General features: G+C 51.2%; 9 protein-coding genes. 4 read left to right on the top strand and 5 right to left on the bottom strand.

Translation table 11 applies throughout. From position 1 onward, the window contains the following. Nucleotides 1-9 precede the first annotated feature (9 nt). From Kalk_RS15320 to ahpC, 3 genes are all read right to left on the bottom strand, one after another. A complete protein-coding gene (locus tag Kalk_RS15320; protein WP_101895077.1) occupies nt 10-966 on the bottom strand; it encodes a diguanylate cyclase domain-containing protein in 957 nt (318 codons plus the stop codon). A 205-nt stretch (nt 967-1,171) separates the two neighbouring features. Beyond that, nucleotides 1,172-2,734 carry an alkyl hydroperoxide reductase subunit F gene (ahpF, locus tag Kalk_RS15315; protein WP_101895076.1) on the bottom strand — a complete coding sequence of 521 codons (1,563 nt, stop codon included), beginning with the start codon at nt 2,732-2,734 and terminating at the stop codon, nt 1,172-1,174. 99 nt (nt 2,735-2,833) lie between these two features. Continuing rightward, entirely contained in the window at nt 2,834-3,397 is a 564-nt protein-coding gene (ahpC, locus tag Kalk_RS15310) for an alkyl hydroperoxide reductase subunit C (RefSeq protein ID WP_101895075.1), read from the bottom strand. 185 nt (nt 3,398-3,582) lie between these two features. On the opposite strand from ahpC, the gene Kalk_RS15305 reads away from it, so the two are divergent. After that, nucleotides 3,583-4,416, top strand: a complete 834-nt coding sequence (locus Kalk_RS15305; protein WP_101895074.1) for a DUF3014 domain-containing protein — start codon at nt 3,583-3,585, stop codon at nt 4,414-4,416. Between the two features lie 2 nt (nt 4,417-4,418). Here the strand turns inward: Kalk_RS15305 and Kalk_RS15300 are convergent, their stop codons facing one another. Further along, a complete protein-coding gene (locus tag Kalk_RS15300; RefSeq protein ID WP_101895073.1) occupies nt 4,419-7,709 on the bottom strand; it encodes an acetyl-CoA carboxylase family protein in 3,291 nt (1,096 codons plus the stop codon). A 37-nt stretch (nt 7,710-7,746) separates the two neighbouring features. Continuing rightward, nucleotides 7,747-8,397 (bottom strand): retropepsin-like aspartic protease family protein, encoded by a 651-nt coding sequence (locus Kalk_RS15295; protein WP_101896350.1) that lies wholly within the window; start codon nt 8,395-8,397, stop codon nt 7,747-7,749. Between the two features lie 203 nt (nt 8,398-8,600). Here Kalk_RS15295 and Kalk_RS15290 point away from each other — a divergent pair, with 203 nt between their 5' ends. The 3 genes from Kalk_RS15290 to Kalk_RS15280 all read left to right on the top strand — a co-directional run bounded on the left by Kalk_RS15290 (nt 8,601) and on the right by Kalk_RS15280 (nt 19,480). Then, a complete protein-coding gene (locus tag Kalk_RS15290) occupies nt 8,601-10,244 on the top strand; it encodes a methyl-accepting chemotaxis protein (RefSeq protein WP_158643521.1) in 1,644 nt (547 codons plus the stop codon). A 306-nt stretch (nt 10,245-10,550) separates the two neighbouring features. Next, nucleotides 10,551-11,885: a cytochrome P450 gene (locus Kalk_RS15285; protein WP_101895071.1), complete on the top strand. Its 1,335-nt coding sequence runs from the start codon at nt 10,551-10,553 to the stop codon at nt 11,883-11,885. 32 nt (nt 11,886-11,917) lie between these two features. Continuing rightward, the gene (locus Kalk_RS15280; RefSeq protein ID WP_101895070.1) at nt 11,918-19,480 is read left to right on the top strand and encodes a type I polyketide synthase; all 7,563 of its coding nucleotides are present in this window, start codon (nt 11,918-11,920) and stop codon (nt 19,478-19,480) included. Nucleotides 19,481-19,488 lie beyond the last annotated feature (8 nt).

Below are 19,488 nucleotides of genomic sequence, written 5' to 3'. Positions count from 1 at the left end.
TGTTCATTGTTATGATGACGACTTGGTCGCAATCACCGCCCTATCGCGGCCATTCGCTTTGGCTTGGTACAGCGCCTCATCGGCCTGCCCCAGCATCTGGGTATGGCTGCAGATCTTACCTGCCACGCAACTCACCAAGCCAACGCTTACCGAAACGAAGTCCGAGGCCTCGGACCAGCCATGGGGTATCTTAAGAGCACGCACCTGCTCACACAACCAGGGCCCGAAGCGATGTAGCTCTTCATCATCCGTATAGGGCAACACCACCGCGAATTCTTCACCGCCATAACGGGCCACAAACTCCCCAGGGCGACGCAGCGCGGCCTTTAAGCCCAAAGCAACGCAGCGCAAACACTCATCACCCTGCTGATGCCCATAGGAATCGTTATAAGCTTTGAAATGATCAACATCGACCAACGCCAACCCAAGCGAACTGCGCTGACGTTGATGACGACGCCACTCCTGCTCAAAATAAGAATCGAAATAACGACGATTATAGATACCCGTGAGACCATCCTGCTCGGCCTGTCGATGCAGCTCGTCGGCCTGCTTTTTTACCAGCAGCTGTGTTTTCACCCGGGCCCGCACCACGGGAGCATTCAACGGTTTGGTTATAAAGTCGGCAGCCCCTGCCTCCAGCGCCGCCACCTCATGCTCAACCGAATCATGGGAGGTGACAATAATAATGCCGCTGCTGCGCGTCGCCACATCACCCTTTAATTGTCGACACACCTCGTAACCGTTCATTCCAGGCATTTCTACATCCAGCAGAATAAGGTCAGGCTTGGTTTTCATGGTCATGGCGATGCCGGCCTCGCCGGAGGTGGCAAAGATCACCTGACCAAAATCACGAATAAGCAGACTTAACGCCTTGATACTGCGAGGATTATCATCAATGATCAAAATAACGCTGTCGTTCGATACGAGCGCTTCTGCGGGTGATCCAATGAGAATATCTGCCTGCATGCTGCTGTTTTTTCCTAATCCAAATAGGAATAAGGGATGCTAACATCCGATGTCAGGCTTAAGAATAGCAAACGAACCCAAAACCAACGAATTCTATAAGGAATAAGGCCGGGGGAGCACCCTATGATAGAAGAGATAGCCCCGGCGGCTGTTCAAACTGACCAGCCGCCGAGGTAAGAACTAGCTGAAACTGAACAACACCGCGCTAGCTGTCGGCTTGTACCGAGGATCGGATCAGATAATCAAAAGCACCCAGAGAGGCCTTTGCACCTTCACCCATGGCAATGATGATCTGCTTATACGGAACCGTTGTAACATCACCGGCTGCGAATATACCAGGCACTGAGGTCTGGCCACGTTCATCCACCACAATCTCACCTCGAGGTGACAGCTCGATCACCCCCTTGGCCCAGGCAGTATTCGGCAACAGCCCAATCTGTACAAAGATACCTTCCAGATCAACTTTGTGCATTTCGCCGTTGGTTCGATCTTCGTAGTTAAGCCCAACCACCTTGTTGCCATCTCCCAACACTTCTTTGGTCAGCGCAGACACAACAATGGTTACGTTCGGCAAGCTGTTAAGCTTTTTCTGTAAAACCGCATCCGCACGCAGCTTGTCATCAAATTCAATCAAGGTCACATGGGCAACGATTCCGGCCAGATCAATTGCAGCCTCCACACCGGAGTTACCGCCACCAATAACCGCCACTCGCTTACCCTTAAACAGTGGGCCATCGCAGTGCGGGCAATAGGCAACACCTTTACCTCGGTACTCTTGCTCACCGGGTACGTTCATCTCCCGCCAGCTGGCACCTGTGGCAATCAAAACCGCCTTGCTTTTCAACGTGGCGCCGTTTTCCAACTGCACCTCGGTACTGGAGCCGGGCACCATACCAACCGCTTTTTGATTGGTCATGATATCCACTTCGTACTGACGCACATGCTGTTCAAGCTGTGCCACCAGTTTTGGCCCTTCGGTTTCTTGTACCGAAATAAAGTTTTCGATGGATACCGTATCCATCACTTGTCCACCAAACCGATCGGCCACAATACCCGTGCGAATACCTTTACGCGCTGCATAGATGGCTGCAGAAGCACCCGCCGGGCCGCCTCCCACCACCAACAGATCATAGGGGGCTTTCTCACTCAGTTCTTTGGCCTGTCGCTCACTGGCTTTGGTGTCTGCCTTGGTGAGGATTTCTTCCAGGGTCATACGACCGGCGCCAAATTCCTGGCCATTCAGATAGACCGTCGGTACCGCCATGACCTGACGACTGTCTACCTCATCCTGAAACAGCGCACCATCAATCATGGTGTGCTTAACATTGGGGTTCAGGGCAGCCATCAGGTTAAGCGCCTGAACCACCACCGGGCAGTTGTGGCAAGACAACGATATATAGGTTTCAAATTCATACTCACCTTCTAACTGAACGATCTGTTCAAGCAAGCGAGCTTCTTCTTTGGGCGGGTGTCCGCCAACGTGCAATAACGCCAGCACCAGCGATGTAAATTCGTGCCCCATGGGCAAACCGGCAAAGCGCACATTGATGTCTTCACCCGGACGATTCACACGGAACGAAGGCTTACGCTCAGCGTCGTCACGCACTTCTTTCAGTGTAATCTTGTCAGTCAGCGCCACAATGCCAGTCAGCAGATCGAGCATTTCCTTAGACTTGGCGGAATCGTCAACCGAAGCCACCAGCTCGATATCTTTCTTCACATTGGTTAAATAGGTTTTTAATTGGCTCTTTAAATTGTCATCTAACATGAGGTACACCTGAATACTGACCGAACAAGGGAGGGATATTTTTAAGATCCCAGAAGGAGGCCAAGCCCCCTTCCGGTTTCTGAGTCAGTAAAATCCGGTTTAGATTTTACCAACCAGGTCCAAAGATGGCGCCAGAGTCGCTTCACCTTCTTTCCATTTAGCAGGGCACACTTCGCCCGGATGAGCAGCAACGTACTGAGCAGCTTTCACTTTACGCAGCAGGTCGTCTGCATCACGGCCGATGCCTTCAGCAGTTACTTCCATGGCTTGGATGATACCTTCTGGATCAACCAGGAAAGTGGCACGGTCTGCCAGGCCTTGACCTTCGCGCATTACACCAAAGTTATTGGTGATGGTGCCGTTCTGGTCGCCAAGCATGTAATAGTTGATCTTGGCAATTGTTTCAGAAGCGTCATGCCAGGCTTTGTGAACAAAATGGGTATCTGTAGATACTGAGTAAACTTCAACACCCAGCTTCTGCAGCTCTTCGTAATGATCTGCAACATCACCCAGCTCGGTTGGGCATACAAAGGTGAAGTCAGCAGGATAGAAAAAGAAGATTGCCCATTTGCCTTTTACATCGGCATCAGTAACTTGTACGAACTCGCCCTGTTTGAATGCAGTGGCCTGGAAAGGTTTGATTTCAGTATTGATCAGCGACATATTTCCTCCTGGTTTAGGCTGTTTAAAAACTGATGGTGGTATAATAGGATCAGATCGCTCATATATAAAATTGATTGTTACTATATGATTGATAGGATTTCCAAATAACCATATTCACCTGACTATTGAATAAACAACTCAGGTGAAGAGGTGGCGACAGTATAACAACTCGGGGGAGTTTGAACATGAAACCAGTAATATTTGGCACCATCATGACGTTGCTGGCCTGCCTTGGCCTGGCCTGGTTATGGCAAACAAACCAGTCTTCCCAGGCAGTGGTAACCGCACCTGAAACCACCGCAGTAGCGCCTGCGCCCACGCAACGGGAAGTGCATCAGGTGATCCGGGATCTACCCCCCACGGCGGCTCTGCCACAGGAGCCCGCAACCAAACAGCCCCAGCCACCAGCTCCTCCCGCTCTGGTTTCGGCCCCTCCGGCACTGGACGGTAGTGACGAGCAAACCCAGAAAGCTGTCAGGGATCTTTCCGACACCCTGCTGCAATGGCTAACGCCCTCTGAGCAGTTGCGCAAATGGGTGATTTTGGTAGACAACCTGGCGATGGGTAAAGTCCCCGTCAAAAGCAGGCCTTTCAATGTTTCCATACCCGCGTTCAAGGTAACAGGCTCCGAGCAGCAGCCTGTCCTGGCGCAGGAGAACTTCGCCCGCACCACACCCATGGTGAACGCTTTTGTGAAGTTAGAGCCCACCGTGCTGGTGCGCTACTTCCGCGCCTGGAGCCCTTTGCTGAATGAGGCCTATGCCGAGCTGGGCCAACCTGGGGAGTTTTCCGACCGACTGATAGAAGCCATAGATCGCGTATTGGAAGTGCAGCCATTGAATGACTCCATCATCAACCTGAAACAGCCCGCGGTCTACTATACGTTCGCCGACCCCGAGCGGGAGCAGGCCAGCGATCTGGAGAAACTGCTATGGCGTATGGGCCCGCAAAACACAGTACGCATACAAAGCCATCTGCGCGAGATCAAACTGGCATTGGCGCGCAGCCCAAACAACTAGCCTTACCAGGTATCTACGCAAGGGCGCTTCTTACCACTGCGCGGGCTCGCGGCCGGTGCCGATAACAGGCCGGTTGTGATCCAGCGCCGGGTGTCCGCCGGGTCAATCACGTCATCAAATTCAAAGAAAGTGGCGTTGTTAACAGCTTTGCCCCGCTCATACATCTCCGCCACCATTTCATCAAAGCGAGCCTTCTGCTCTTGCGGATCAGTGATGGCTTCCAGCTCTTTGCGGAACCCCAGTTTGACCGCGCCCTCCAAACCCATGGCCCCAAATTCACCGGTAGGCCAGGCAACCGTAAACAATGGCGCCTTCATGGAGCCACCGGCCATGGTCATGGCCCCCAGCCCGTATGCCTTGCGCAGCACCACCGTAAAGAAAGGGACACTGAGGCTGGCCGCCGTCACGAACATGCGTGCAGCGTGGCGCACCAGAGCGGTCTTTTCCACTTCCGGCCCAACCATAATCCCTGGCGTGTCACACAAAAACACCAAAGGAATATCAAAAGCATCACACAACTGCATAAAGCGGCTGGCTTTATCGGCCCCGTTGCTGTCCACCGCCCCCGCCAGATACTGGGGGTTATTGGCCACAACACCGACCGCTCGCCCTTCAATGCGGGCTAACGCGGTGATCATGCCTTTGCCAAAACCGGCCCTTAGTTCCAGCACTGAATTCACATCAAACAAACCCTGCAGCACCTTGCGCACGTCATAAACCCGCAAGCGGTTCTCAGGGATGACTGTGCGCAGCAAACGCTGATCCGGTGCCTCCCAATGGGAAAGTCGGCCCTGGAAATAAGAAAGGTATTGCTTGGCAACCTGGGTCGCTTCCGCCTCGTCTTCCACCAGAATGTCTACCACTCCATTGGCGGCCTGCACCGAAACCGGGCCCACTTGCTCGGGGCTATAGACACCCAAACCACCGCCTTCGATCATGGCCGGGCCACCCATACCGATATTGGCGTTACGGGTAGCGATCACCACATCGCAACACCCCAGCAAGGCAGCGTTACCGGCGAAATTGCGCCCGGATGCAATCCCCACCAAAGGAACCAAAGCCGATAAGCGCGCAAAATATAGAAACGCCAAGCAATCCAGACTGGCGGACGACCCCAAACCGTCGGTATCCCCGGGGCGACCGCCGCCACCTTCACTGAACAGCACCACCGGCAGTCGCATGCGCTCGGCTAACTCGAACATGCGATCCTTTTTATGGTGGTTCTGAATACCTTGGGTACCTGCCAACACCGTGTAGTCATAGGTCATCACCACACACTGGGAAGCGTCCTCCCCAAATAAGTCACCATTGACCCGGCCGACCCCGGTCACCATCCCGTCGCCCGGCGTTTTCTCCATCAAATCCTGCAATGAGCGCCGTCGCCGCTGAGCAGCTATCACCAAGGGGCCGTATTCGATAAAGCTCTGCTCATCACACAGATCCGCTATGTTTTCCCGCGCGGTACGCTGTTTTTTGGCTCTGCGCTTGGCCACCGCATCAGGGCGGTTGGCATCCAGGCCATAACCATGACGATCGTAGCTTTCCTGCAAATCAGGGCGAATATAGTTGGGGTCGACACTCGCCACCTGCTGGTCAACCTGCTCCTCATCCTCTACGGCACGAAAATTCAGCAGCGGCTGCCCTTCCATAACCGCATCACCTTGATTCACCAGCAGCGATTCCACCGCACCGGCAGCCGGCGCCTGAATCACGTGCTCCATTTTCATGGCATCCATTACCAGCAACGTGTCACCCTTCCGTACGGCCTGCCCTTCTTGAACATCCAGGCTCACCACCGAACCCTGCATAGGTGCAGCGATGCCGTTGTCTGCCAAGGCCCACTGCGCTTGAGGCTGGGAGCTGTGCACTGTGTGCTTCGGCAGCAGCGCGTCATCATCTGCTGTTAATAAGTCCACGAGATGCCGGTCAATAAACCCGGTATCGATCTGATTATTCTGCACCAATGGATGCCTAACCAGCTGCCGCAGCACGGACAGGTTGGACGCCACCCCGCTTATACGGAACTCATTTAACGCCAAAGCCAGCTTACGCAACACCGCACCAAAATCCCCCCAGGGGCTGTGCACGATCAGCTTGGCCACCATAGAGTCATAACGGGGGCTGGTCTGATATCCGCTGTAGACATAGCTGTCCAATCGCACACCCTGACCACCGGGCGAATCCCAGCCTTCGATTACCCCTGCAGAGGGCCTAACCTGGCCATCGGGCTGCAACGATTCAAGATTAATACGAGCCTGGATAGCGAACCCAACCGGTACCAGACCGGTAAGCCCGAGATCCGACAACGGCGCACCAAACACAACCGCCAATTGGAGTGCCACCAAATCCAGACCAAGAATGGTTTCCGTAACGGTGTGTTCAACCTGAATGCGGGGATTAGCCTCAATAAAAGCAAACTGGGTGGATTGATGATCCTGACTCCCCGCCTCGAAAACCAGAAACTCAAAAGTGCCCAAACCACAGTAATGTGCCCGACGGGCCATCGCCAACGAAGCGCTATACAGCGCCTGCTTAAGCTGAGGTGACAAACTCGGACTGGGCGCTACCTCCAGCACCTTTTGATGGCGCCGCTGCAGAGTGCATTCACGCTCAAACAGATGTGCACACTCGCTGCCGTCACCCAAAATCTGCACTTCAATATGGCGCGCAGCCGGTGCCCATTGCTCAACATACACCGACCCATCTCCGAAGGCTGCCTGCGCTTCTGACCGGCAGCGAGTGTAGGCTTCTGCGATATCCGCTTTGTCTTTTACAACGCGCAAACCGCGCCCACCACCGCCGGACACCGCCTTAATAACCATCGCCGCCCCTGCAGGCAGTGCATCAAAAAAGGCGGTGGCCTCATCCAGAGAAACGCTGTGATCCAACCCCTTCAAAACCGGAACATTGCATTCCACAGCTAATGCTCTGGCGCGGGCCTTATCGCCAAACAAGCCAAGAGTATCCGCATCGGGGCCGACAAAGGTCAAACCCGCTGCGGCACAGGCCAACGCAAATTCACGGTTTTCACTCAAAAAACCATAGCCAGGATGAATACCGTCACACTTGTGCTGCTGCGCAATACTTAAAAGCTCGGCTTGATCAAGATAGGCCGACGCACCCATCCCAGTAAGAGGGATAGCTACATCAGCCTTTAAGACATGAAGCGAGTGAGCGTCATCCTCGGCAAACACCGCCACCGAGCGCCAACCCAATTCGGACAGGGTACGGATAATGCGAACGGCGATTTCGCCCCGATTGGCGATCAGGATAGTTTTGGAGGAATGACTCATTGACGGCTCCCGCGATCGTATGGAAGCCGCTATTAAATCAGAATTTCTTCTCTAACATCAAAACACTGTTGTGCTCTTGGATCTTTACGTACTCTAAATAGGACATTCCAAGTAGCACATCCTGAGGATAGCCCCCCTCAATAACAACTGCCTTGACGTTTGGAACGCTGATCTCGCCTACCTTGACGCTGTTCAGCGTAATAACCCAACTGGTGGCCACGCCACTGGCAGTAACCACCCGAGATTCCGTTCCGTTCAATTTATACTGCAAGCCAAGGCTGCGGGCCTGGATCTCATTCATGGCCACCGTGGTGGCTCCGGTATCCACAAGAAAGCCAACCGAGGCCCCGTTTATGCTGCCATTGACTTTATATTGGTTGTAATCATTTTTACGAATGACCACCTGTGTCAGATCAGCCTGCTGGTAACTGCCACCGATTGCCATATGCAGGCCCAATTCGTGACGCTGACCCGCAATCTCTAACACTGCGCTCCTGGCACTCGCATCAATCAACGTAACGCCACTTTCATGGCTGCGGCCTTTTTTCAACATCACCTGCTGGCCATTAATGTCCAGCACCGCCGCCCCTTTAAACAGTCCTTCCACTTTGACTTGCGGCGCTGCCTGAACCTGAGCTCCCAGCCCCCCCAGCAAAAAAAACGCTGCTATATATGTCCTTATTTTCATCATCCTACCCCCAACAACTTCCCTGGCTACTCGTAATAACGCTGCTCGATGCAGCAAGGCCCCAATTCTACACGCTCATGCTCCAACCTCATGTAACGAACAGTATTAAAAAAGCTACCTAACTTCATCCTGCGCCCTGAACAAATATGGTTATTAAGCTATAACTTAACAGAGGGAAATTTAAATCTGCAGGAAACATGGTCATGAATTCGTTCAAAAATCTTCCATTTAAAGTCAAGTTAGTGACGCCTATACTGCTGCTGGCAGCGCTGTTTCTTACGTCATCCCTGATAGGCTACTTCGTCAGCAAATCCTTGACCGCCAACACCCTCAAAATTTCAGATGGTTTTCTTCCAGAAATCAATTACTTGCTTCAAGCTGACAGAGACCTGTATCAGGCCCAAATTGCAGAGCGCACCATACTGTTTCTTCCTGATGGCGACAAACACATCGGTCAATACAAAGATCAATATTTGGAGAACATTGGGCAGGCAAAAGACCGCGTGGCCAAATTCTTTCAATCGGCCAACGAGCCAAGCCTGAAGAATTACGCCAATACGTTCAACGACAACTACAACATATGGGTCAACCAGACCAAAAAAGTGGTTGAAGACAAAGCAGCAGGCCGAGCCGCCGTGAGTGATGTTATCCAGTTTATGGAGACCAGCGAGAAGTCATTCCAGGCCATGCGCACCGTGATTGACGAAGTGGGTGAACTGCGCATCAACGCAGCCAAAGCGTACTCCAAACAAACCAGCGATAAAGCCGACAGCTCACAGAGCTTACTGCTGATTGTACTGGCCGCTGGCTTATTGATATGCGCCTGCTGTGCTTTGCTGATTCCGCCGATGGTGGTGAAGCCAATGTTACAGTTACGTGATCGCCTGAAAAACATCGCAACAGGGGAAGGCGACTTGACCGCCCGCATTACACTGAATCAGAAAGATGAGATTGGCAGCATCGTAAAACACTTCAATCACTTTATGGAAAAGTTACAGACCCTTATTGGGCAAACACAGCAAATCACCGACACTGTGGCCCAGCAAACCCAAGCTCTGGGCAAAGACGCCAGTGCCAACAAAGACGCCAACGAGCACCAGCTTGAAGCACTGACGCTGGTAGCCACAGCCGTAAACGAGATGGCGTCGGCCATTCAGGAAGTGGCCCGCAACACCGCCGACGCAGCCGATGAAGCCAAAACCGCCAGCAGCCAATCTGAGCACGGTCAGCGTACCGTGTACGAAACCATCGCACAGATCCAGCTACTGTCCGAGCAAGTTCAATCGGCGGCAGGCCTGATTGCCCACGTGGAGGAGGAAGCCAACAAAGTGAATTCGGTAATCGACGTTATCGGCGGCATAGCTGAGCAGACCAATCTGCTTGCCTTAAACGCCGCTATCGAGGCTGCCAGAGCGGGCGAGCAAGGCCGCGGCTTTGCAGTTGTAGCCGATGAGGTTCGCACCCTGGCAAGCAGAACACAGGAATCAACACAGGATATTCAGCGCATGTTGCAGAAATTGCAGCAAGGCGTGAAAGACGCAGTAAGCGCCATGGACACCAGCCGCGATTCCGCCCAAGAGACCGTCAAGACCACAGAAGGCGCAGGTAAAACGTTAGACGAGGTCAAAGACGCCGTTACCAATATCACCCGGATGGTTATCCAGATAGCCGCTGCCGCCGAAGAACAAAGCGAAGTGACCGAAGACATCAATCGCAATCTTACGCAAATTCAAGGGTATGCAGAAACCAACACCCAAATTGCAGAAAAGACCCTGACGACCAGCAACAACCTGTACGAACGCACCGAAACCCTGAGAAAGTCTGTACGCAGCTTTAAAGTCAGCTAAGCAAAAAGCCTTTTGACACAACTATAAATTATGTCTATTTTAGAGTCGAATTGCCGAAAAGACTCAATAGCCCTTCGTTTTTTTTCATTAATCCCTCATATACATTTAGTTACTTTCATTTGCGCGCAAAATAATTATAATTCCGAACAATCGATCTGGTGGACTTATAAGTCTACGAAGTACTAGAACAACGCATAACAAAAATCACAAGTGCCTATCGCTCGCCCCGTAGAATCCAAGAGGGCAGCGGCTCAATAGCACCTGATCGTGAACAGAAACATCCACACGAACAGGAGCTTGGCTGAAATGAGCCGAACAGGACGCTTTGGTGAAAACCTTGCAATCAATGGCATTGACGGCAGCTACGGCTGGCCCGTAATCGGCCATACCTTTGACTATCTTTCAGATACCTATGCTTTTGGCCGCACAATGCGGGCCCGCTACGGCGACGTCTATCGTTGCAGTGCATTCCTGCAAAATTTCATCGTCTTCAATAGCCCCGATGGCGCCGAATTTGTTCTTAAAGATGAAGCCAGCCAGTTTTCCAGCAAACTGGGCTGGGAGGCATTCCTAGGCCGATTGTTTCCCCATTCATTGCCTACCATGGATTTCAGTGAGCATCGTCACCACCGCAGGATCATGCAGTCTGTATTCAAAAAACAAGCCTTGGTTGGCTATGTTCCTTTGATTGATCAGGTCGTGATAGGCAACCTGCGCACCTGGCCAACCCACCAGGCGATGCCCGCTTACCCTGCTATTAAAGCTCTGACTCTGGACATAGCAGCCAAAGCATTCCTTGGGCTAGAACTGAAACAAGATACTCACTTTATCAATCAGAACTTCATTAAACTGAACAACGGACTGGCTGCCATTATTCCCTGGCCACTACCAGGCACCGCTCTACATCAGGCGCTCAAAGCCCGCAGCAATATTTTCAACTACTTTTCACCGCTGATTCCACAAAAGCGCAGGTCGGAAGGGCAAGATATCTTCAGCCGCCTTTGTCAGGCCCAGGATGAAAATGGCGCGGACTTTAGTGATCAGGCCATACTATTTCACCTGAGCAATGTACTGGCAGCGGCCCACGACACCAGCACTACATCCCTTACCATAACACTGGACTTGCTGTGTCAGCATCCTGAATGGCAACAACGCTTGCGTGAACAGTGCCTGCGCATCGACCCACAGGACATAACCTACGACAACCTAGAATCCCTGGAGGAAATAGAATGGGTGTTCCGCGAAGCCCTGCGCCTGTTTCCACCAGCGCCACAACTATTCAGGCGCTCCATTAAAGAATGCCAATTTGGCAATCACATTATTCCGGCCAACACCCAGGTTATGGTCGATTGCGGGTACATACATCGCTCCGAACATTATTGGAACGAACCCACAAAGTTTGATCCAGAGCGATTTTCACCTGCAAGAAACGAACACAAAGCACATCCCTATAACTGGTTTCCCTTTGGTGGTGGATCACACACCTGCATAGGGCTTCGCTTTGCCATCATGACGGCAAAAATAGCTCTTTATCATTTGCTGCGTGATTACAGCGTATTCGCCACTGAGCAAGCACGCTACCGAATACTGCCTATCACCAAGCCTCGAAACGGCTTGCCCGTGATTTTAACCAAGAATTAAGTGCCGAACGTATATCTGGAACTGATTGAACAATGAAAACGCGGAATTCGCTTTCACAATTTAATAATATCGGTGCCTGGATAGAGCACTGGGCCGACCTGCACCCAGAGAAAGTGGCATTCACCTTTCTTGAGGAGGACCCACTTGCGCTTCACTCCATCACCTATGCTGAGCTACTGCAGCGCTCACAAGCAATAGCCGCTGCATTGCTAACAACAGCGCAGCCAGGCGACAGAGTTATTTTAACCTACCAGCCTGGACTGGAATTCATCGTCGCATTCCTGGGCTGCGTCCAGGCTGGCCTTATTGCTGTACCGGTTTATCCGCCAACGTCGCCAAAAGATTGGCCTCGCTTCGTTAAAATTGTCATAAACAGCGACGCACAACATATATGTACCACACAGAACTTAGCACAACTCTCTCAGGCCGGAATCGCAATGACGCCACCATTGGCAGGCCTGAACGTCATAGCAACAGATACCTTGGATCATGACAAAAACGAGTATCTATGCTGCGGTGCAACGCAGGACACGGTCGCCTTTCTGCAATATACGTCAGGCTCAACGGGTAATCCGAAGGGCGTAATGCTGACCCATGGCAACCTGTATCACAACGAATGCCTGATTAAAGAAGCGCTCCAAATTGATGTTGATAGCGTGGCAGTATGTTGGCTGCCGCAATACCACGACATGGGGCTGATCGGCAATATTTTAGGCGTGCTGTTCAATGGCATAAGCTCAACGTTGATGTCACCCATCACCTATTTAAAACAGCCCTACCGTTGGTTAAAAGCCATTTCCGACTATCGCGCCACCATCAGTGGAGGCCCCAACTTTGCCTATGAACTCTGTACTAAAAAAATTGCTGACGAGAAACTTGCAGAACTGGATCTGAGCAGTTGGGCCATAGCATACAACGGCGCAGAACCCATCCGCATGAGCACTCTCGACAAATTCTCCAAGAAGTTCGCCCCCTGTGGTTTTAACCGACAGGCGTTCACGCCACTGTATGGTTTGGCTGAATCATCACTGCTGGTAACTCATCATCCATACAATACCCCAATCGTTACGCTGAAAGCAGACTTGGACAGCCTGTCCAAGGGCAAGGCTACACCCGCAGCTGATCATTCTGCGGGAAAAATACTGGTGAGCAGCGGTGAAGTTATCGATCAGACCCTAAGAATCGTTAATCCAGATACCCTGAACCTCTGTGCCGATAACGAAGTGGGTGAAATCTGGATTCAGGGTGCCAGCGTATCGAGCGGTTACTGGAAAAATCCGGAAGCAACAGAAGCAACGTTCAACGCTTTCATTGACAGCTCGAAGGAAGGGCCGTTCCTTCGTACTGGGGATCTTGGATTTTTACAGGGTGAATCGCTATTCATTACCGGACGGCTTAAAGAAATGATGATAGTCGATGGCCGCAACCTCTACCCCCAAGACATTGAAGAAACAATACAGGCCGTAAGCCCTATATTTCGTGTAGGTTGCGGTGCCGTGTTCAGCAATGATGATGAAGCGGTCTTTGCCGTCCAGGAACTGTCTGATCACACCGAACTCTCACCTGACGAAATCACACATTTGGTACAAACAGCTCTACGGAACGTCAACGAGCAACATCAATTGGCGCTGGAAGCAGTGATTCTGATTGAGCAAGGTAGCCTTCTGAAAACATCCAGCGGGAAAATACGCCGTACTGCAATGGCTCAATTGCACAGCCAGAGCAAGCTGAAAACAATATCTGAGCATTCACCCAAAGACTTCCTTCAGCTTCATAGTGCCTGCAACCAACCTGATTCAGGTTCTTCACCTTCACACTCATATTCCCATTACGAAACAATCATACTGGAAGCAATAGCAGAAGCGCTGGGCATTAACCCCGACAGCCTGAATCCCCAGGCGAGCTTTTCAGACTTCGGGCTGGACTCAAAGACATTAGTGGGTTTAACCGGCACTATAGAAGAACGACTGGGTCGAAGCATCCCGACCAACCTGTTCTTCGACTATCCCAGCATCTCCAAGCTGGCCAAATACCTCAACGACGACATTCGCGAGGTGATCACTGAAAACGCGAAGCCCTCATTCAAGGGCGATGTAGCCATCATTGGCATTGGCTGCCGCTTTCCCGGCCACGCCAATTCACCCGAGGAATTTTGGCAACTGCTTGTAGAGGGTCAAGACGCCATCGTGGAAACGCCCAGTTCGCGCTGGGACAATAAGGAATATTATGATCCTGATATCCTTGCACCAGGAAAAATGTCGACACGCTGGGGCGGCTATCTACATCGCGAGAAGGACTTCGACGCGGCATTCTTTGGAATAAAAGATAACGAAGCCACTTTATTGGATCCGCAACAACGCATTCTGCTCGAAACAAGTTGGCATGCTTTTGAACACGCAGGCATCCCCCCTGAATCCACAGCTGGGGGTAATGTGGGTGTATTCGTGGGCATATCCAATGTAGATTACGATCGCCACTGCAGCAAATTAGGCGCCTGCACAGACCCATACGCAGGCACAGGCAACGCCACCTCAATCGCCGCCAACCGCCTGTCTTACTTTTACGATTGGCGTGGCCCCAGTGTCGCTGTAGATACAGCCTGTTCATCGTCCCTCGTTGCACTACACCAGGCCTGTCAAAGCCTGAAAAATGGCGAGTGTGAGCTTGCGATTACCGCTGCAGTGAACTTAATTCTCTCACCAGAGCTGAGCATAACTTTCTCAAAAAGTGGAATGATGGCGGCCGACGGTCGCTGTAAGGCATTTGATGACAGCGCCGATGGCTATGTGCGGTCTGAAGGCTGCGGCGTCCTGATTCTTAAGAACCTGGAGAAGGCACAACAAGATCGGGATAACATTATCGCGGTCGTTAAGGGTTCCGCCATCACTCAGGATGGACGTTCTAACGGCATAACCGCACCTAACGGGCCAGCACAGATAAAAACCATACGCGATGCACTGCAACGCGCAAGCCTCACCGCAAATGATATTCAATATGTAGAAAGTCACGGTACCGGCACCGCGCTGGGTGACCCTGTTGAACTGCATGCATTAGCTCAAGCCTATGGGCAAAAGCGCCATGACAATCTAATGATAGGATCGGTTAAAACCAATATTGGTCACCTGGAGTCGGCATCTGGTATTGCCGGTGTGATAAAAACTGCTCTCTGCATTCAGCAAAAACTGTTACCTCGCAATCTACACCTAGATACGCCAAACAGGCAATTTGACTGGCAAAACAATTCGATAGAGGTAGTAAACGACAATACCCCATGGCAATTATCCGACGGCAATAAAAGAAGAGCTGGCGTCAGCTCTTTTGGCTTCGGCGGAACCAATGCACATGTAATACTGGAGGAACCACCAAGACTTGATCAGGACGAACACCCATCGATCCAGAATAACGCAAACACCCTATTCTGCCTGTCGGCAAAAGATCGAAGCGCTCTGCAAACCAACATAAGACAGTATCAGAAATTCCTATCTAATACTGATATGGATTTCAATACGCTAGTGGCCAGCCAAAACTGCTCACGAACCCACTTTGATGAGCGCTTGGTTATTAAGTGCGATAGCGTGGCAGGGCTCCGTGAAGATCTAAATTCTATCAATTGGGCCAAACCGAAAAGCAATATCTTCTCCAGCCGTAGAAGAACCTCAACCCAGCGCGCAAAGATCATCTGGATGTTTACCGGACAAGGTTCACAGCACCTGGGAATGGGGCATGAGCTTTACCACACACAGCACGCATTTCGCGATGCTATCGAACAGTGTCACGCAATTCTGCTTACACTTTCCGACATTAATCTAAAGTCATTCATTCTAGACAAGGACAACCAACAGAATTCCAAACTCATAGACCGAACCGACTACACTCAGCCGATACTATTCTGCTATGAGTACGCTCTTGCAAAAATATTGGTTCGGGCAGGCATACAGCCTGACTCATTAATTGGGCACAGCCTGGGCGAAATTGTCGCAGCGACAATTGCTGGCGTATTTTCACTGCAGGACGGAATTCGTATTGCCTGCATACGCGGATCGTTGATGCAGGAGCTACCAACCAAAGGTGGCATGATGGCGGTGTTCGCCCACAAGGAGGATGTAGTTGCCCTTCTCGACCCGTATCCACTGGTATCAATAGGGGCTCTAAATGGGCACGGCCAAGTAGTGCTATCGGGATGCGAACAAAGCCTGGATGGCTTGGCCCTCCTATTTGAAGAACGGGATATCGAAACCCGTAAGCTAAAGGTTTCGCACGGATTTCATTCGCCGTTAATGGAGCCCATACTTGACGATTTCAGAAACGTACTGAAGACAATACAGCTAAACCCGCCAAAATATAATGTGGTCTCTAATGTCACCGCTGCGTCAGCCGGGATGGAGATGACCACCATAGACTATTGGTGCAAACATGTAGTAGCCACCGTCAACTTCCAAGGCGGCCTGCAAAACGTCGCCGGTGAAAAGCAGGCAATATTCATAGAAGTGGGCCCCAAGCCAACCCTAAGTGCTATTGCAAAAAGAGGCTTAGGCCGTGACAGCGTACGTATCATTCCGCTAGTGCAGGATCCTGATCACGAGCAGGAATCTCTGCTCGACGCTGTCGCACAGTGCTATACCTCTGGCATCAATATAAATTGGGCGAACCTAATGGATGCAGCAAATTCGCCAAAGGCTGACCTGCCCCTGTATCCGTTTCAGCGCAAATACTATTGGCTTACCGGTACGCTATCGAAAGCCTGCGAACCTACCAGCCATAGCAATAACAACGCAGTCCATCCGCTTCTTGGTCAGCAACAGCATTCACCTTATCTAAAAAATGGTGAGCTGCACTTTATTACCTATCCAGGCGTGGAAACAAACAGTTGGGCTGGCACCTTCAAACAAAGCAATACCATCCACTACCATCTTAATCACTTTCTGGAGATGGCGATTGAGATTGGGCATGAAGCGCTGCAAACCCGAAAACTACACATTCTGGATCTTGAACTGCATCAAAGAATGAGCACCGTACAAGGGCAACAACAAAGCATCCATACCATTGCAGAACGGCGCGCCAGTAACGAATTACGTATCCAGTTCTATACTCAACCTCAGCCCGATGACCTTAATAGTGATCAGTGGGTATTGCTGTGTTCGGCCAGCATATCATCCAAGTTCAACTCACGCCTTCAAACGCTGACAGAAATCAATACCACAGCACCCGCTGCCAACCAAGCATCCGACATGGCCAACTTTTTTGACGCCAACAGGCGAGCGCGGACTCAATATTGCTCGAATGATAAGAACGTGGTAACCGCAACGCAGCTTTTGGATAACAGCCTCCTTTGCGAAGTGGACTTTTCGGGGCTGCAATCTAGCCGATCCACTCGACTATGGATTAAGCCAGAAGCCATACAGGGCCTTTATCAAATAATCGGGTTCTTCTGTGAATCGTTGCGCAGCAATGAAGAAATACGCCCAGGTGTAGAGTTTACGCCTTACTGTGTGCGCAGCATTGTGTGGAATGAGCCTCTACCGGAGAGAGGTCACGTCTTTATGCGACACGTCTCTTCCTGGTCAGAAGAAGCAGAGCATACCGAAATGGATTTGTTTGTCTTTGATGAGGCTGGCCATATGACTATGCGCATCGACGGCATTCAGCTCAAGTCGCGAATCCGAATCCGGTTAACGCTGGCGGAGAAGGTTCGATCGGTGGGCATGGAAGAGAGAATCGATATCATCGCTAGCATAATCGCCGACAGCCTTGCAGCCAACCTTGGAGGGCAGGCAATGGACATCGACATGAGCAGCTCACTGGCTGAACTTGGCGTCGACTCCATCACTGTTATTTCCACGCTGTCACGACTTAAAAACGAACTGAGCATTGATATACCTGTAGGCGAAATTCACAAGGCTCGATCTGTTGAAAATTTCACCACACTGCTAGCGGCCAAGCTAGGTGATGCCGAGCTGGTCAAATCCGCCGCCACAGCCATGCGAGGAACCTGCGCAGTACTGCGGGAAGGGCTCCCGGGTGTGTTGCCTCTGTTTTTCATTCATGCAGGTGATGATGGTGCACTGCAATATCTGGATATGGCCAACGCCTTCGGGGATGACATTCCTTTTTACGTAATGTTGCCCAATCTCACGTCTGAAGATCAACAACCCGCGCAACTGGAACACGTCATACAGCAGCTCGTATCAGACATTCAAGAAGAGCAACCTCACGGCCCCTACATGCTGGCAGGTTGGTCGCTGGGCGCTACCCTGTCTATTCTCGTGGCCAACCACCTTGCGCAGAAAGGCGAGGAGGTCAGGTTTGTAAGCCTAATCGACGCCCCCCGCATCTGCGGCACAAACTTTAGCCAGGAGGAACTGCAACGCTGTATCAACAAGATCACCCAAAACCTGGCGACGATGAACAGTGATCAGCTCGCTCAATATCGAATTCAACTTCGATTGTTGTACGAACAAACCTTGCATATTGCTGTCCCAACGGCATCTTACGAGTTAAAGCATTTTCAATCGGAATGCGTTCAATCAAATGCCATACCCATGGCCACAGCACAGGATTGGGCTAGCGCTTCATCGCGCAGAATGCACAGCCAAACCATACCGGGTGACCATATAAGCCTATTTAAATCAGGCAATGTCGAAACTCTTGCATCGTTTCTGCGTCGACAGATAAGAAGCAGCGGCACCATCAGCAACCGATTCCTATGCGATTCTATAGAGCGAGGTGGTTTGGCCCACTCAGTTTTGGCTGGCAAGCCAGAGTTGAATGAAAGCAATCATCCAACAGCCACCTTAAAACTGGATGAGGATCACCCCTACTTTTTTGACCATGAACTGGATCATATACCCGGCATCCTGATAATGGCCGGAGCATGGGAACTAATCTGTCGATCAACACTGGAGTTCGATCCGTTCAACCCGATACTAAGCCGCAGCGTTGGCCAATGCTCCCTGCTTTTCGATCGTTTCGCAGAGAAAGACACACCGCTTCAGTACGAACTCATATGCACAGATGGAAACACTCACAGCATTAAGCTTGAGTGCCACATCATCCAGGCGCAGCAGCGCATTGGCACCTATGCCATGCAATTAGACTATGCCCGCAGCAAGCCTGTCATGGCACTACCTACCAGTAGACAGATACTGTCTTCTGGCCTGGAGATATTACATAAACAACTGGAGTCAAACGTTCTTATCCAACTACCGGTTCATAGCGAAACCCGCTGGGAATGTCAGCCTCAGATGCCAGAGCCAGGCCACTACCTGTACCATACAACGCTTGGATACGGTTGCTTGAATCCAATATATGTGTTGGAAGCAACTCGACAGTTTCTAACCTATCTTTCCCATGACCAGTTTGGGGTCGAAATAGGAACGCATGTAAATCTTATAGACATCGCGCTGACGTTCAATGACACCATCGACTTTAATCAGGATGTCAGAATGATCCTCACCCCTCAACCAGGCCTCGTCGAAAAAGACGCGTTTCAAACCATTTCCGTTTTATGGGTGCAGGCAGGAAGAACCGTTGTTATTAGTCAGATAACAGCCCAGATCACCCACGATGAAACATATCAAAATCAACGATCACGTTAATTCAAAGG

This window comes from Ketobacter alkanivorans, from assembly GCF_002863865.1.
Classification (GTDB): domain Bacteria; phylum Pseudomonadota; class Gammaproteobacteria; order Pseudomonadales; family Ketobacteraceae; genus Ketobacter; species Ketobacter alkanivorans.
The sequence above is the reverse complement of the archived record's forward strand: the minus strand, read 5'-3'. Positions and strand labels throughout refer to the sequence as shown.

Coding starts and splice junctions, on each gene's coding strand:
- Kalk_RS15320 (WP_101895077.1), bottom strand. CDS start 966: ATGCAGGCAGATATTCTCATTGGATCACCCGCAGAAGCGCTCGTATCG.
- ahpF (WP_101895076.1), bottom strand. CDS start 2,734: ATGTTAGATGACAATTTAAAGAGCCAATTAAAAACCTATTTAACCAAT.
- ahpC (WP_101895075.1), bottom strand. CDS start 3,397: ATGTCGCTGATCAATACTGAAATCAAACCTTTCCAGGCCACTGCATTC.
- Kalk_RS15305 (WP_101895074.1), top strand. CDS start 3,583: ATGAAACCAGTAATATTTGGCACCATCATGACGTTGCTGGCCTGCCTT.
- Kalk_RS15300 (WP_101895073.1), bottom strand. CDS start 7,709: ATGAGTCATTCCTCCAAAACTATCCTGATCGCCAATCGGGGCGAAATC.
- Kalk_RS15295 (WP_101896350.1), bottom strand. CDS start 8,397: ATGAAAATAAGGACATATATAGCAGCGTTTTTTTTGCTGGGGGGGCTG.
- Kalk_RS15290 (WP_158643521.1), top strand. CDS start 8,601: ATGAATTCGTTCAAAAATCTTCCATTTAAAGTCAAGTTAGTGACGCCT.
- Kalk_RS15285 (WP_101895071.1), top strand. CDS start 10,551: ATGAGCCGAACAGGACGCTTTGGTGAAAACCTTGCAATCAATGGCATT.
- Kalk_RS15280 (WP_101895070.1), top strand. CDS start 11,918: ATGAAAACGCGGAATTCGCTTTCACAATTTAATAATATCGGTGCCTGG.